A 14,890-nucleotide genomic window follows, 5' to 3' on the forward strand; every position below is an offset into this window, starting at 1 on the left:
GCCATGGCCCGACGTCCGCCGGCGCGGTCGCGGGAGGCGCGGCCGCTGTCCGAGCACTACGGCGACCTGGTCCGCGTCGCGCTCATGGAGGCCAGACCCGCGGGCCTGCACACCTACCAGCTCATGTCCGCCACCCGCATCACCCGCTCCCAGGTCGCCCGGGGAGTGCGCCATCTGCGCGACGTCGGTGCGGCCGAGCACCTCACCCCGATCATCTGGCGGCGCAAGGACGGCTACATGTTCTCCGACGATCCCGCGGACTGGATCGAGTACGAGAAGAAGCAACTGGCGCAGATCCTGGGACGGCTGACCCGGATGATCACGGGGACGCTCGACCCCCACCTGGCCCGCTACCCCGACGACGAATGGGCCCAGCTGGTCACCGACCAGCTCACCGGCGTCCGCTCCACCCTCGCCCAGCTCTCCAAGCAGTCCCGCTCCTGACACGAGTCCAGCCATGCCGACCACTGCACGTCACCGGACCCGCCGCTACCCCTCCGACACCACCGTCGCCGAATGGGCCCTGCTTGAAGCCCTGTTGCCGGTCGAGGCATGCCGGACCAAGACCGGCGGGCACCCCGAGAAGTGGCCCCGCCGGCAGATCGTCGACGCAATCCGCTACCTCGTCGACAACGGGACGAAGTGGAGGGCCCTGCCTGCGGACTTCCCGCCGTGGCAGACCGTCTACGGTTTCTTCGCGCGATGGAACCGGGCCGGGGTCGTCACCTTCATCCGCGACCAGCTGCGGCGCCATATCCGCACGGGCAAGGGCCGCTGCCCATTCCCCGTGACGCTCATCGTCGACTCGCAGTCGGTGAAGGCGGCCTCCACTGTCGGCCGGGGCAGCCGCGGCTACGACGCAGGCAAGAAAATCAACGGGCGCAAAAGACATCTCGTGGTCGACACCCTGGGCCTGCCCGTGATGATCACGGTGACGGCGGGCGACGTCCGCGACGAGATCATCGCCCGGGACCTCCTCTGGCGCCTGCGACTCACCCATCCGCAGATCACCCAGGTCTGGGCGGACTCCGCCTACGCCCGCGACCTGCTGCCCGCCTGGACCGCAGGCCACCTCTGGATGTCTCTGCGGCCCGTGCTGAGGCCCAAGGGCGCCCGCGGCTTCGTCGTCCTGCCCCGCCGCTGGAAAGTCGAACGCTCCATCGGCTGGATCATGAACGCCCGCCGCAACGCGAGGGATTACGAGCGCCTGCCTCAACACGCCGAAGCTCACCTGAACTGGGCGTTCATCACTCTCATGACCCGGCGACTGACCCGCAACGGCCCCCGCACCGGCTGGAAAAGGATTGGCCCAGCCTGACCAGCATCTTGTCTGCCGGACTGGGCTGAGAGCGTGCTATCGGACGCGAGCGTGGAGATGCATGTCGTGCCAGCCGTCACTATGCAGCAATGCTTTATGACGGATGCCTTCCTGCACGAAACCCGTCTTGACCGCCACGCGGCACGATGTCTGGTTGACCGCTGAATGTCCGAGTTCGAGGCGGTGGAACCCGACCTCGCCCAACGCCCAGTCAGTTACCGCCTCAACGGCGCGGGAGCAGACACCAGCACCGCGGGCCCACGGCGCGGTCCAGTACGAGATCTCGGCTTGACCACCGATCAGGATCACTGACTGCAGAGCTACCCGACCAAGGACAGCGTCGCTCCCGGCGTCGACGACAGCCCAGTGGGCGGCAACTTCGTCCTGCCAGCCCCGCTGCCATTGCTTGATCCACTCTCGTGCTTCCGCCTCGGAGTCAGCCCGCTTCAGATGCCAACGCTGAATATCCGGGTCCTGAAACACCTTTACGACGGCAGCGGCGTCCTCCAGCCGCCAGGGACGCAGCAACAAACCTCCCTCTACAGGCAAGGACGGCTGGGGAACCCCAACCAGACAACCCGTGGGCATCAGCGGTGTCACCAAAGCTGGCATAGGCACAGCATCTCAAGCCGGATCACAGCATGAACGAGTGCCCCCGAGGATCAAAGACACCTACTGAAGCATGGCCATTGAACGCCTTCACCGTGGCTGTATGGCCGATTCTCGATCACTGCTGCAGCGCATGAGGTCAGGCGAAGGCCTCGCGGTTCAGTTCCGCAATCCTCTCGCGGCGCCGGTCATCAAGCGTGCGGCCCCATTTGGCGTTCGAGTAGTACACGGACCGCCCGGTGGCGGGCTCGCAGAAGTCGATGTTGCATCCGATGTCTGCGTGGGTGTGATCGCACAGGCAGGTACAGCGTTTGTGCTCGACTTCCCAGCCGAGCCCGGTGGGGCCGTCACACAGAAGCCGGATGAGGTCGGGGCACGGCGGGCCATCGGTGGTCTCCAGCCGTACGTTGCCGCCGACAGCGTGCCAGGCATCGGTGCTGTTGATCGGCCCTGGCCCGGCGGTCGCCCGGATGCGGCGGAGCAGGGGCGAGTAGATCGAGGGCGGATCGCAGGGCGAGGCGATGGCTGCGGCGTAGGCGGTTCTTTCCTCGGGTGTCCAGTCCGGCTTGGGCTGCAGCAGATCGTAGTCGGGGGCGAGGCGGTTGACGACGCGATCCCACCAGTGGGGGTTGAAGCCGGTAAGCAGGATGCTCGTCGGCATGCCGGGGCGGTACAGACAGATGCCGCCCCTCTCCCTGCGGTAGCGGAGGCCGGGCACGCCGATAATCCAGTCCTGGGGGCTGGAGAATTCGTCGTGGTCGGCCAGCCGGGGGAGGAGGAACTCGACCCAGTAATAGGTCACATAGGGTTCGTTGGCGAGCCGGAGGACAAGCTGGTCCTCATCTGGCCGGACCTGGACGATGCCCAGCGGGTGCTCGCAGACACCGCCGATCTTGCAGCAGGCGAGGAAGACCGCAGTCTCCAGCAGCGCCTGTTCCGGGCGGCGGGCTGCGGGGACGGGGAGCGGCCGGCCGTCGTCCTCAAGGAGTGCGCTGAGGGCTTGGTGGGATTCGCCGGTGCAGCGGCGGCGGTCTTGGGTGAGGGCCAGGGCGGCCTGAGGAGACATGGCTGCTTTTCCGCGCGGACCGGCCCCCGGCGGTTAGCGCTTCGTTGAGGTGGTGCTGATGGTGTCGTGCGTGGGTGATGCTTCTGGCCGGTCCTCGGCGAGGGAGCTGCGGGGGCTTCTTCCATCGCGCGGCCGGGCGTTCACGCTGCCCGCGCTGATCACATCCGGTAGGCGGCTGAGGATCAAGGAGGCGCAGCCGCTGACGCTGCAATCGGGTGAAGCAGTCAACGCCGCCCGCCTTTCTTCGAGGTTCAGAGTGCCAGCGAACAGGAACCAACGCGGGTGTACCTCGATTGAATAAACACAGCGCTCGAAAGGCCGCTACTCCGGCGCCATGCCAGCACGGGAGAGACTGGCCAGGGCCGCCGACAGGCGGACCTGAGAAATACGAGGCCGGTGTCGGTGGGACAGAGGATGCTGGTGCCCATGGAAGAGCCGGAGCAGCAGGACAGCGACGAAGACGTAAAGCCGGACGACGCCGAAGCCGAGGCGACCAGCGGCGTACGGCCGATCAGCCACCCGATCCTGCGGGACTACGGCCCGCTGGGGCCCGCGCGAGCGCAGATGACCGACATGAATCGCATGCGGGAACCCGATGCTGCACGCGGTGGCGCGGAAGAATGCCTTTATCGCAGCGTCGGCGGTGACCTCGATGGCGGCTCAAAGGCAGTCGTTCCTGAACTCCGTACAGGCCGCCACCCGGCCGACGACGAACGTAAAGATCGTGCTGGACGCGTTGGCCTCGATGGCGACCCAGCAGCAGTCGTTCCTGAACTCCGTACAGGCCGCCACCCGGCCGACGACGAGCATTCTCAGCAGCTCGGTGCGGTCGTTCCAGCGCAACTGGATATCGTCGTACACATCGCCGCTGAGTTCCCTCACCCTGCAAACGGACTCGTTCCAGTCCTCGCTGCATCAGATCGCCGGCACGATCAGCCGCGTCTTCACCGAGGACCTGTTCAGCAGGTTCGACACGCTGCGCTGGCTGTTCCGGGAGTGGCTGCCCGACAATCTGCGCGACGTCGACGCCGGGCTGTGGATATGGCTGCTGCGTATCAGCGCGAAGGACGGTACCTGCCTGGCTTGGGCTCCGCGTGCTGAGATCGTCGCGGAACTCCTGGCGCTACGCCATTCCAAGGACCGGCAGAGCTGCCTGATGGAGCACCGCCCAGAAGTGGTGGAGGACGTTGAGACAAGCCTCAAGGAGGTCGATCACCCCGACCTGCTCGACCTACGGGAACTCACGCTCCAGGCCGCCGCCTGTATCCGCGATGGCCACGATTCACCAGCGCAGGCACGGCTGGCCAACGTTCTGGACACCACCATGCGCGCCCACGGCCACGCCTGGCTGCGCAGCTACTTCCCCCAGGGGGCGTTCCCGCCCAGCCCAAACACCGGCAGCCACAAAATGATCGCGGGAGCACACAGCACCTACTCGGGATCACCCCAGTTGCGCATGCTGGGCCCCTACCTGCTGGTCAACGCAATGAAGAACGTCTTCAGTGGTTTTGACCGTCAACACACGCTCAACCGACACCTGGGCTCGCACAAGGCCTCCTCCAATTCCTACCGCAGTGAGTTCGCCTTCGCAGCACTGCTCAACACCCAAGCGCTGCTGCGCCTGGTGGACCGTTACCTGTATGCCTGATGTCTGTCGCGCCCACATCACGTAGGCAGCCGGATCGCAGGGGCCCTGTGTCACCGTCCTGTGAGGTGACCGCTCAGAGCGGGGCGAGGATCATAAGGATCTCGTCGTGATCGTCGCCCGCGCTGAGCCGGAGGGCGCCGGGCCATCGGCCGATTTCTTTCCAGCCGAGCCGCCATTAGAAGCCCTCCAGACCAACGCCGTCGCGGACGGCAAGGTGCAGTTGCTCCAGGCCCATCTCGTCCCTGGCAACTCTGCGCGTCTCCTCCATGAGAGCCTGTCCGATGCCTAGTCCTCGCAGGTCAGTGCGAGTTGCGGCGGCAGCGTCGTAGACACGCTGAAAGACCGCCCGCTCGTGGGGGTGGGCGACGGAGTATGTCGCGCGCCGCGGAACAGTGTGGTGAGCATGAGTGCCAGCTGGGGGCCGGTCAGGCCGACCGGCTGCAGATCCCGGCCTCCACCGCCGGCGTCCCGGCCGGGCAAGGGAACGATGTTGTGGCGGCGGGCGCACTGGGAGTGGATGGCCCGCCATGTGTCTCCTGCGCAGACGAGGTCGACCGAAGCCGCCCTGGCGGCTTTGACCAGGCGCTCCTTGTGCTTGCCGGTGGCCACTGCCACCAGGTTGTCGAACACGCTTGGTTCCCCAAAGATGGGTCGGGCGTTCCGTGGCCCCGGACACGGGAACATGGGCAGGCGGATCAGGTCTCGGAGACGTCGCTGCTCGAGGTTTGCTCAGGCGGCGGAGCAGCTGCTCTGCGCGAATGAGCGCGGCAATGGCGATGACGGTGCCGGTGAGCATGACCAGCCAGGCAGCGGCCTGCCACGTCGACTCGGTGGGCAGCACGCGCGGCGTGAACACCGCCATCACAATGGCGAGCGCGCTGATGGCAACCAGCCAGACGAGTCTCATCGCATTCGGGTGCAGGGTGTCGAGCAGTTGCGGCGCGAGGGCCGGCGGCAGGAGCCACAGGCCGGTGATACCGATGGTCGTGATCATCACGGTCAGCAGCAGAGCGACGAAGTCCTGGTGCGCGGAGTTGAAGAAGCCAGCCATCAGGGACAGGGCGACGACGAAGATAAAGCGCCGCACCTCGCCGGACGGCTACCGCCGCGCAATCGAGGCGCGCCGCCAAGCCGCCCGGCCGTCCCGGACGACACACCGGCTCCGATCGACCAGGCCCGCGTCGAGCGCCGCCGTCAGGCCGCGGCCACCGAGGCCGCCGCCCTGCGCCGGGCGAGGCAGAAGCGCGCGGCCCGTGAGCTGGGGACAACCGCCGACCTCCCCCTGCCGATTTCCCTGCGCGACACGGCCTGAGTAGATCAGCACCTCCTGTTACTGGTGGTTGTCGCGGCGTAGCGTGACGGGTACACGTCTGGTACACCGTGCGCCGCTGCCGCGGTGAGCGTCGAAAGAGGGGGAGTCGTGCGGGCAGGGACCGTGCTGGACGGCCGCTACCGACTGATCGAACCGATCGGTGCGGGCGGCTTCGGTCAGGTCTGGAAGGCGCACGACCCCAAGGTCGACCGGCAGGTGGCGGTCAAGGTCCTCACCGGCGACGGCGGCGCGGACCACGACCGGCAGGTGGCCCGGTTCGCCCGCGAGGCTGCGGTCGCCGGCGGTCTGTCCCACCCCCGCATCGTCATCGTGCACGACTTCGGATCCGCGGTGTACGACGGGCTCCGGCACGCCTATCTGGTGATGCAGCTGCTGCCCGGCAAGTCGCTCAGCACGGTCCTCGAGGCCGGGCGGCTCTCCCTGTCGAAAGCCATGTACACGGCGGCCTGCGTCGCCGACGCCCTGGAGGCCGCGCACGAAGCGGGCCTGACCCACCGGGACATCAAGCCGTCCAACATCATCGTCCGCTCCACCGGCGAGGCCACGGTCGTCGACTTCGGTATCACCCGCAGCAGTGACGCCCGGCACGACATCACCACCACCGGCGTCCTGATCGGTACCCCCGCCTACATGGCCCCCGAGGCCCTGTCCGGCACGTTCGACCACCGCTCCGACATGTACTCCCTGGGCTGCGTGCTCTACGAGATGGTCACCGGCCGCCGGCCCTTCACCGGCACCTCCTGGCGCCTGGTCAACCAGCACCTCACCGAAGATCCGGCGCCGCTGCGCACCCTTCGTCCGGACGCCCCCGCAGAGCTGGAGCGGTTCACCGCCCGGCTCCTGGCAAAGGACCCTGCCCAGCGCCCGGCCAGTGGGCAGGTGTGGGCCGCTCTCAAAGAGATCAACGACCGTTACTTCGGGGCCACCCTGCCCAGCCGCGGCAAGGACCTCGCCCACGACATCGACGTCACCCCGGCGGAGGCCACCCACGGCGCGGTCATCCCCCTGCGGATCACCGCGCACAAACCGTGCCCCGCCTGCGCCACCAGGACAGACGAGAAGGCGGCCCGGTCCTGCACGACCTGTGAAGGGGGAGGCCGGCTCATCCGGGAGCAGCACACCTACAAGGTCCGCATCCCAGCGGGCATCCGCGACGGCCAGAAGGTACGGATCCGCGAGCTCGGTGGCCCCGGCAAGCACGGCGGTGCGCCCGGCGACATGTACGTCACCGTGCACATCATCGACTGATTAGCTGAGGAGCCTCTGAACCACTTGCGGGTAGGACCGCGTCAGGGGAGCGGCGAGGGCGCTTTCTCGGCCAATGCCCATGAGGAATCAGGCAGGAAGGGCCGCTCTGGACGTGCCGCCCACCGGTGCGTCCCATGATCTGACCTGGGGACGAAGCGGCCCCGGGACGGTGAGGAGCAGCGGTATGGGCGTGAGTAATAGCTACCTGTCCAGGACGGAGGTCCAGCGGCTGCTGGGCATCAACTCCTTCGGGCTGTGGCGGCTGGTGAGGAAGTACGACGACTTCCCCCAGCCGACCGAACCGCCGCACGATCCGCTGGCGGCCTTCGGCAGCCGGAAGGAGCCCGAGGAGATCTGGGACGGCTTCCAGGTCTACCAGTGGGGCGGCCAACACCCCGGAGTTCGCCCACCGCGGCGCCGTACTGCTGCGCCCGCTCCCCGAGGACCTGCCGCCCGGCCGGTGGGCCGGCTACAAGGACACCGTGCGCGGCCCCGCGCATGACTGGCACACCGCCCTCGGCGTGATCCGGATCGTGCACTGCGACGACCGCAAGGTCGCCACCGACGTCGCCACCGAGGTCGCCGGCAGCGGCAACCCCGACGGCGTCGTCACCGTCTGCGCCCTGTACGGGGACATGAGCTTCCGCGGGCCGGCGCTGGTCGCGGCCGACACCGCGCACCCGGGCATCGAATACGAGGCCGACTGGGGCGACGTCGCCGCCCTCGCCGGGCACGACCTGCCCTGGTGGCCCGACCTGCTGCGCCTGCCGCACCTGATCCGGGCCTGGCAGCCCGGCGCCCCCGATCTTTCCTCGGTTGGACCGAGTGACCCCCACCGCCCGCAGCAGCCCGCACAGGTCAGGGCCGATGGTGTTCGGGTTGCGTCCCAACGCGACGGCCAGGTCACGGGATGCCATCTCCTGTTCCGGCGGCCACGACCACGTAGGCGCGTGCGAGCAGCGCCGGGACGCCCTGCTCCTCGATGGCGGCATGAGGGCGCTGAGCTGTCTTGTCTGCTGGGCCAAGGTGATGCGGCATCTGTCACGCCCGGGAGTGAATCCGGCACAGAGGCCGAACCGACCGCATTCTCGTAAGCGTCAGCAGGAGCATGAGCTACGACGCACACCTCACCCAGCCGGGCCTGGCCTGGCCTGGATCACCATCCACTCGGCGGACCTTGACACGGTCAACGCCGTGGCGTACGCGATCGCCGCGCATCTCAACGCCACCGGTCCCAGCCAGCCCCACCGGGTTCCCGGGGAAGCCGGGTTCTGCGTCAGCCAGTACGCCCATGCTCAGCCACCGACCCCGCAAGGTGATGCATAGCCACGAGCCCATACGGGGTGGCGTGCCGCACCGCCTTCTTCAGCGGTCCAGGACGTGTGCGTCGCGGATGGCGAGCACCATGTACAGGCATGGCGCCGGACCGACGACGGGCAACTCGCAGGCGGTCACGGGCGTCGTGGTTCTCCCAGGCGGGGACGATCGCGTCCTGGCCGACCTCGAGCGGGTGCATCAGATCCACCCGACCAACTCGCCCCGCACCAGCGTTTGCGCGACACGACCCCTCGTCCATCTGGCGGTGTACGCGCTCTTCATCCCACCGATTTGGTCGGCCTACATCCGTGTTTCGGAGCCTGCGGAAATGAATTCATTCCGTTTTCAAGGATTACTGATGTTGATGTCCAGCCGGGACGGGCTAGCAATTCGAGCCACGGCCCAAAAAAATCCAGGGACAGGCAGTCGGTGCGATGTCATGGTCGAGTCATGAAGAAGATCTCCACATTAGCCACGGCGTCGCTCGCAGCAAGCACGCTTCTCGTCGGCCTTGCCACACCCGTGCAGGCGGCTCCTGACTGGAACAAGCGCATCAGATGCAAGCAGAAGGACTGGGAAGGCAGAAACATCCCGACCCGTTACGGCAACAGTAAGTTCGGCTGGAACCACTTCACTCACAAACATAATATCAAGAATTGCAAGGTCGTCGAAGGCCCACTCAACGGAAAGCCCGACAAGACAGACGGCGCACGGCTCGAGTACTACGGTATCGCCACCAACGGCAGCCGCCACGTGAAGATCGTCGTCATCGTCCAGTGGGCCCGTAAGACGAGCGATGGGGACTACGATGCAGGCCGAGGTCAGAAGATCGGCGTCATCAACGCGTTCTGCAAGAACCAGCCCCGCAACAAGTGTCCAAACTGGGTAAGTGAATGACATCCACGCACGATGAGATCGCGGAGCAGCAGGCGGACCTCACCCGCCTGCTGCTCCACCATGTCCACGCACCGGTCACCGGCACACACTTCATCCGGGGCGTCCTACCCGCACCTGCCTCATCTGCGGTCATCCGGATTGTCATGGGTGAAGCGAGCGCTTACACGCCGGACGAGTTGATCGCCTACGAAATCCCTCTGCAATGGGACAAGGAACCAGCCACGGCGCAGGAGGTTACGGCGCTTCTGCGTACCCTCGTCACCGGTACTCGCATCTACTCAAGTGATCACATCACCCAGGTGATGGGCATGGTCCTCGTCCGCGTAGACCCCTCAGCCCTGGACGCACCGGGCCCCACCACGGATGACCGTGCTCTCGGGATCCTGCGCTGCTTCGCTCAGCCATACACGGACGAGAAGCCCAGCCTTCTGCTACGTGGATTCTGCTTCCTGGACCAGGACCGACTACGTCTGTACCTCCACCCGGCAGAGACCCCCGAGGCCGTCGCCGTCGACGTACGCCCGTCAAACGCCACCACCGCCTTGCTCGCCTCCCTGCCGTCGCTGCTCGACGAGGAGCAGTACTGGACAGATGATGACTCCGATCCGCACTGCACCCACGTCGTGAACTTCACCGACTGGTAGCCCAGAAGGTATGCGTGCGGTCCGGGGGAGGCCCGCGGTGTGGGGGGCTATTCCGCCGGGTCCTCGTCGGCGTGCCGCACTGCCTTCTTCACGGCCTGCTCAACCTCGTGCCGCGGCTGGCCGGTGGCTTTGGCGTGCGCGGTGACGGCGGCCTGGAAGGCGGCTGCCGCCTCGTACCAGCTGCGCCACTGCGCCTGGTACTCCTCGCCGACCAGGCCCGCGAGCTTCGCTCGTGCTTCTTCGGCGGAGCGTTCCAGCTTGATCAGTTCATCGGAGATGTCTGCCACGGTCACGGATCTTAAGCCGGGCCGCCCGCTTTCCAGTTCGATCTGCTGGTCGTGTCCGGCTCTGGTGTGGCACGGTTCGCCGGTACGACCTTTGCGCTCGCGCGGGTGACGCTCCACCCGAACCGTCCCCGGCGGCCGGCGGGCGCCGGTATGACCAGGTTGTGGTCACCACTTGTATGCGCGCGGCCCTGGCCGCAGCCTTCCTCGCCCTGCCCCTCACCACGATGTCGGCGGCCTCGGCCGCCGACGCTGACCTGGTCGCGTTTCCGATGACGCTGGAGCAGGCGGTCGCCGCTCTGCCGAGGGCCGCGGAGTCACGGGAGGGATACCAGCGCTCCCGGTTCCAGCACTGGACCGACGAGGACCGTGATGGGTGCAACACCCGCGAGGAGGTCCTCATCGCCGAGTCCCGCACCGCCCCGACCATCGCAGCGGGCTGCAAGGTCACCGCAGGGGAGTGGCACTCGTACTACGACGGCGAGACCCTCACCCAGCCCCGCGGCCTGGACATCGCCCACATGGTGCCCCTCGCCGAGGCCTGGGACTCCGGCGCCAGCACGTGGAGCACAAAGCGCCGCAAGGCCTACGCCAACGACCTCGGTGACGAGCGGTCGCTGGTGGCCGTGACCGCGCGCAGCAACCGGTCGAAGTCCGACCAGGACCCGGCCGAATGGCAGCCGCCGCTCGCCGATGCCCGCTGCACTTACACCACGCACTGGGTGGCGACCAAGCTCCGGTGGGGCCTGTCCGTCGACAAGGCCGAGCGGCAGGCGCTGCGGGAGCTGGCTGCCGGGTGCGGGCAGGAGACGGTGAAGTACGAACCCGCCGGCTGAGCCTGGCCCCCGCTCCGGCGTCTGCCGGGCAGGGGCGCCCGGCGTGATCGCAGACCGGGTCCGGCTCCGGCGCGGGGTGCCGCGGCGGGGCGATTGAGCCGTCAATTGCCGCTCGGGCAGGGCGGACCTGAAGGTTCCCGGTCACCTTGTCGCCAGTGCAGGGTGCGCAGGGTGCAACTGCCGTGGTGGGACGGGTGGTTGCCGCACGTTTCAGGCCGCCTCGCCCTGAGCATGGAGAGAGGCCGATTCCCTCTCGTGTAGTACGTGCGTTCGAGGGAATCGTGGCGTGTCCCAAGTGGCTGTGTGTCAGGTTGTGGGCCTTTCGTGACCACTGGGGTCTGCGAGATGTGTCTTCCTGTGGGGGGAAGCCTTGCCGCAACGCACCGTCGGTGCGCGTGTTTCGCGTGCCCGGAAAAGAACCAGCTACGCCACCGCCACCGCTCTGGCGGCCGGCGCTCTGACGCTGTCCCTGCTGCCGGCTGCGGGCACCGCCGCGGCCGACGAGCCGGGGTCGGCGTGGGGCAAGGACGCCCCGTCGTTCACGATGCCCGACGTGAAGGTCGGGACGAACAAGCCTGTCGCACCGCAGGCCGAAGGCACGCCCTCCGACGAGGTCGCGGCCTGGCGTGCGCAGCAGAAGAAGCGCACTGAGGGCGGCTCGGCCCGCTCTGTCCGGGAGATCCCCGCTCACGTGCCCGAGGGGCAGGGCGATGTTCCGTGGCACAAGATCAGCAACTTCGCCATCACGGACGCACTCACGGCCCGGATCAACTTCTCCACCGGCAACCTGATGCTGACCGCCACCGACTTCTCCATCGCCGGCGTCGGCCAGCAGCTGACTCTGGCCCGCACCTACAACTCCCTGGACGCGCCGTGGGGCAAAGTGTCCCAGCGCTGGTGGCAGCAGTACGAGCGCTACCTCCAGGTCCTCGAAAATGAAGTGGTCCTGTACGACGCCTCCGGCGATACCCTGCGCTTCAAGAAGGCCGCAGACGGCACCTTCACGACCCCCAAGGGCTACTCGAAGGAACTGAAGAAGAACACCGACGGCACCTACACCGTCACCAACTGGAAGTCGCACTCCAAGGACACCTACAACCAGCACGGCACCCTGACCAAGGTCACGGACAAGAACAAGGGCACCGTCACCGTCACCCAGCACGACGAGGGCGACGAGCACAAGGGCTTCAAACTGACCGAGACCCGCTCCGGCCGCTGGATCGACCTGCTCAAAACCGATGCCTCACAGTGGCAGGCCAAGGACAACTCCGGCCGCACCGCCGTCTTCGACCTCGACCCCGACGGCAACCTGCACAAGACCACCGATGCCGAAGGCAAGACCACCACCTTCGGCTACGACACCTCCAACCGCCTCACCAAAATCACCACGGCAGAGGGCCGGGTCACCGTCTTCACTTACGACGAAGCCAACCGCGTCACCTCCATGCTGCGCGCCACCGAGCTCAACGGCACCGGCCACACCGGCCCCACCTGGAGCTACGCCTACAGCGCGGACTCGCCGACGGCCGCAGGTACGACGACGGTGACCGATCCGGAGGAGCACGCGACGAAGTACAAGCACGACGGGGACGGTCAGGTCACCGATGTCACTGATGCGCTCGACCGGAACCGGAAGACGAAGTTCGACGCGAACCACAACGTCGACACGGCCACCGACGCGATGGGCACCGGTACCACCGGCGGCAACGTGACCGACTACGGGTTCAACACCCGCAACAACCTGGAGTCCATCAAGTCGCCGACCGGCGGGAAGTCGGTCACGAGCTGGCAGACGATCGCCGGTGGCGACGTACCGAAGGACTCGACGAACGCCGACGGCGAGAAGACCGCCTTCACCTACGACACGGCCGGCAACACGAAGTCGGTTGCTCAGACCGGCACGGGCGGCGGCAGCGTCTCGTACACCTACAACCCCGCGACTCCCACGTGCGGCGGGTTCGAGGGCCAGCGGTGCGCGGCCGAGACGAAGATGTCGTCGACGAAGACAGTCAAGACGTCCTTCACCTACGACGCCAAGGGCAATCTGACCAAGGCCGTCCCGCCGAAGCCGCTAGGGGAGACCACCTTCACGTACGACAGCCTGGGCCGCACCGAAACCCTCACTGACGGCCGCGGCATCAAGAAGGTCTTCACCTACGACAACCTCGACCGGATCACGACGGTCTCCACCAGCAACGGGACGGTCCGCTACTGGTATGACGGTGACGGCAACCTGCGCCAGCGCGACGACTCCACCGGCACCATCACCTACCGGTTCGACCCACTCCAGCGCGAAACCATCCGCACCCTGCAGGACGGTTCGCAGACCCTGCTCGCCTACACCCCGGCGGGCAACGTCGACTACTACCAGGACCCGGCCGGCAAGGTCGACTACACCTGGAACGAGGTCAACAAGCTCAAGGACCTCAAGGATCCGCAGGGCCGGATGACAACGTACAAGTACAACCGCAACGATGTTCGTACCGAGACCACCTACTCCGGCGGCACGGTGCAGACGGTCGACGTCGACAACTCCAGCCGCCCGAAGAAGATCACGGCCAAGTCCGGCAAGGGCACCCTGGTCGACCTCGCCTACACCTACGGATACGGCACCGACGCCAAGACCGACGGCGACAAGATCCGCACTCTGGCCGACGCCGTGGCGGGCACGAAGACCAGCTACACCTACGACGGCGCCGGCCGCTTCTCCTACGCCGCCGAGAACAAGGGCACCGCGCTCAACTCGTCCTGGCAGTACTGCTACGACCTGGCGGGCAACCTCACCAGCCAGGGCACCGCCGAGGGCTGCCCGCGCGGTACGACGTACACCGTCAACGACGCCCAGCAGATCACCGGCAAGAACGGCTCCACCACCAACTGGTCCTACGACCTCGAGGGCAACGAGACCGCCGGCGCCTCCACCCCGGAGGGCACCCGGACCGGCGAGAAGTGGTCGGATCACAGCCAGCTCACCTCGCTTACCGTGGGCGGCAAGACGTACACGGGCCAGTACGGCTCCACCGACCAGAGCGAGCGCGTCAAGCTCGGCGACACCTTCTTCCACAACGGCCCCCTGGGCCTGTCCGCCATATCCACCGGCGGTGTGGACACCGGCTTCAACCGCGAGCCCGGGGGCACACTCAACTCCATGACCCGGGACGGGAAGACGTACTTCTACCTCAGCGACGCGATCGGTTCCGTCGTCGCGCTCGCGGACGAGTCCGGTACGAAGGTCAACTCCTACTCCTACAGTCCCCGCGGAGTCACCCGGGCAGCGACCAGCGAAAAGATCGCACAGCCCTACCAGTTTGCTGGCGGCTACCAGGACCCGACCGGCCTGTACCACTACTCCGCCCGTTACTACGATCCCAACATCGGCCGCTTCACCCAGCCCGACCCCTCCGGCCAGGAACAGAACCCCTACCTGTATGCGGCAGGTGACCCTGTCAACAACATCGATCCCACCGGTCTTTGGCCTGAGTTCGTTAAAGCATCGGCCCGCTTCGTCAAAGACAAGGGACCCCGATTCCTGGGCAGGGCCTCAAGCGTGGCACCGGCCGGGTGTTATGCAAAGAAGGCGTGGGAGGACACCGATAACTCGCTCAAGGATGAAGCAAAGGACCTGAACAGCTGCTTCAACCCGTACGCGTGGGCGACTGAGTGAGAGGAAAATAATAGTGAGCCCGGAAA

15 protein-coding genes and 1 pseudogene are annotated in these 14,890 nt (G+C 66.9%); 11 read left to right on the plus strand and 5 right to left on the minus strand.

The annotated features are described in order from the left end of the window. Positions 1 to 3 precede the first annotated feature (3 nt). Positions 4 to 444, plus strand: a complete 441-nt coding sequence (locus KKZ08_RS38205) for a hypothetical protein (protein WP_223778809.1) — start codon at positions 4 to 6, stop codon at positions 442 to 444. 13 nt (positions 445 to 457) lie between these two features. After that, positions 458 to 1,318 (plus strand): IS5 family transposase, encoded by an 861-nt coding sequence (locus KKZ08_RS38210; protein ID WP_346657910.1) that lies wholly within the window; start codon positions 458 to 460, stop codon positions 1,316 to 1,318. A 36-nt stretch (positions 1,319 to 1,354) separates the two neighbouring features. Here KKZ08_RS38210 and KKZ08_RS38215 read toward each other — a convergent pair whose 3' ends face one another. After that, complete coding sequence (locus tag KKZ08_RS38215; protein WP_223778810.1) at positions 1,355 to 1,930, minus strand: GNAT family N-acetyltransferase; 576 nt, start codon at positions 1,928 to 1,930, stop codon at positions 1,355 to 1,357. A 136-nt stretch (positions 1,931 to 2,066) separates the two neighbouring features. After that, the gene (locus KKZ08_RS38220) at positions 2,067 to 2,993 is read right to left on the minus strand and encodes a hypothetical protein (RefSeq protein WP_223778811.1); all 927 of its coding nucleotides are present in this window, start codon (positions 2,991 to 2,993) and stop codon (positions 2,067 to 2,069) included. Between the two features lie 595 nt (positions 2,994 to 3,588). On the opposite strand from KKZ08_RS38220, the gene KKZ08_RS38225 reads away from it, so the two are divergent. Further along, positions 3,589 to 4,641 carry a hypothetical protein gene (locus tag KKZ08_RS38225; protein ID WP_223778812.1) on the plus strand — a complete coding sequence of 351 codons (1,053 nt, stop codon included), beginning with the start codon at positions 3,589 to 3,591 and terminating at the stop codon, positions 4,639 to 4,641. Positions 4,642 to 4,714: 73 nt separating this feature from the next. Here KKZ08_RS38225 and KKZ08_RS38230 read toward each other — a convergent pair. Beyond that, positions 4,715 to 4,939, minus strand: a pseudogene (locus KKZ08_RS38230) (GNAT family N-acetyltransferase); the annotation flags it as partial. Further along, positions 4,927 to 5,271, minus strand: a complete 345-nt coding sequence (locus tag KKZ08_RS38235) for a hypothetical protein (RefSeq protein ID WP_223779393.1) — start codon at positions 5,269 to 5,271, stop codon at positions 4,927 to 4,929. The pseudogene KKZ08_RS38230 and the gene KKZ08_RS38235, both read right to left, overlap by 13 nt. A 286-nt stretch (positions 5,272 to 5,557) precedes the next feature. On the opposite strand from KKZ08_RS38235, the gene KKZ08_RS38240 reads away from it, so the two are divergent. The 6 genes from KKZ08_RS38240 to KKZ08_RS38270 all read left to right on the plus strand — a co-directional run bounded on the left by KKZ08_RS38240 (position 5,558) and on the right by KKZ08_RS38270 (position 10,080). Next, complete coding sequence (locus tag KKZ08_RS38240) at positions 5,558 to 5,953, plus strand: hypothetical protein (RefSeq protein ID WP_223778813.1); 396 nt, start codon at positions 5,558 to 5,560, stop codon at positions 5,951 to 5,953. A gap of 108 nt (positions 5,954 to 6,061) precedes the next feature. Beyond that, positions 6,062 to 7,222 (plus strand): protein kinase, encoded by a 1,161-nt coding sequence (locus tag KKZ08_RS38245; RefSeq protein WP_223778814.1) that lies wholly within the window; start codon positions 6,062 to 6,064, stop codon positions 7,220 to 7,222. Positions 7,223 to 7,406: 184 nt separating this feature from the next. Beyond that, positions 7,407 to 7,724 carry a hypothetical protein gene (locus KKZ08_RS38250; protein ID WP_223778815.1) on the plus strand — a complete coding sequence of 106 codons (318 nt, stop codon included), beginning with the start codon at positions 7,407 to 7,409 and terminating at the stop codon, positions 7,722 to 7,724. Then, a complete protein-coding gene (locus tag KKZ08_RS38255; RefSeq protein ID WP_223779394.1) occupies positions 7,705 to 8,316 on the plus strand; it encodes a hypothetical protein in 612 nt (203 codons plus the stop codon). Before KKZ08_RS38250 ends, KKZ08_RS38255 begins: the two co-directional genes overlap by 20 nt. A gap of 673 nt (positions 8,317 to 8,989) precedes the next feature. Beyond that, positions 8,990 to 9,436: a hypothetical protein gene (locus KKZ08_RS38265; RefSeq protein WP_223778816.1), complete on the plus strand. Its 447-nt coding sequence runs from the start codon at positions 8,990 to 8,992 to the stop codon at positions 9,434 to 9,436. Further along, positions 9,433 to 10,080 carry a hypothetical protein gene (locus tag KKZ08_RS38270; RefSeq protein WP_223778817.1) on the plus strand — a complete coding sequence of 216 codons (648 nt, stop codon included), beginning with the start codon at positions 9,433 to 9,435 and terminating at the stop codon, positions 10,078 to 10,080. The genes KKZ08_RS38265 and KKZ08_RS38270 overlap by 4 nt, the downstream gene beginning before the upstream one ends. 47 nt (positions 10,081 to 10,127) lie before the next feature. Here the strand turns inward: KKZ08_RS38270 and KKZ08_RS38275 are convergent, their stop codons facing one another. Beyond that, positions 10,128 to 10,367, minus strand: a complete 240-nt coding sequence (locus KKZ08_RS38275) for a hypothetical protein (RefSeq protein ID WP_223778818.1) — start codon at positions 10,365 to 10,367, stop codon at positions 10,128 to 10,130. A gap of 161 nt (positions 10,368 to 10,528) precedes the next feature. Between KKZ08_RS38275 and KKZ08_RS38280 the strand changes: the two genes are divergently transcribed. Next, positions 10,529 to 11,200, plus strand: coding sequence for an HNH endonuclease family protein (locus tag KKZ08_RS38280; protein WP_223778819.1), 672 nt, complete (start codon positions 10,529 to 10,531; stop codon positions 11,198 to 11,200). Positions 11,201 to 11,744: 544 nt separating this feature from the next. Beyond that, the gene (locus KKZ08_RS38285; protein ID WP_223779360.1) at positions 11,745 to 14,864 is read left to right on the plus strand and encodes an RHS repeat-associated core domain-containing protein; all 3,120 of its coding nucleotides are present in this window, start codon (positions 11,745 to 11,747) and stop codon (positions 14,862 to 14,864) included. The last annotated feature ends 26 nt before the right edge of the window (positions 14,865 to 14,890 follow it).

It is taken from the genome of Streptomyces sp. 135, assembly GCF_020026305.1.
Lineage (GTDB): Bacteria > Actinomycetota > Actinomycetes > Streptomycetales > Streptomycetaceae > Streptomyces.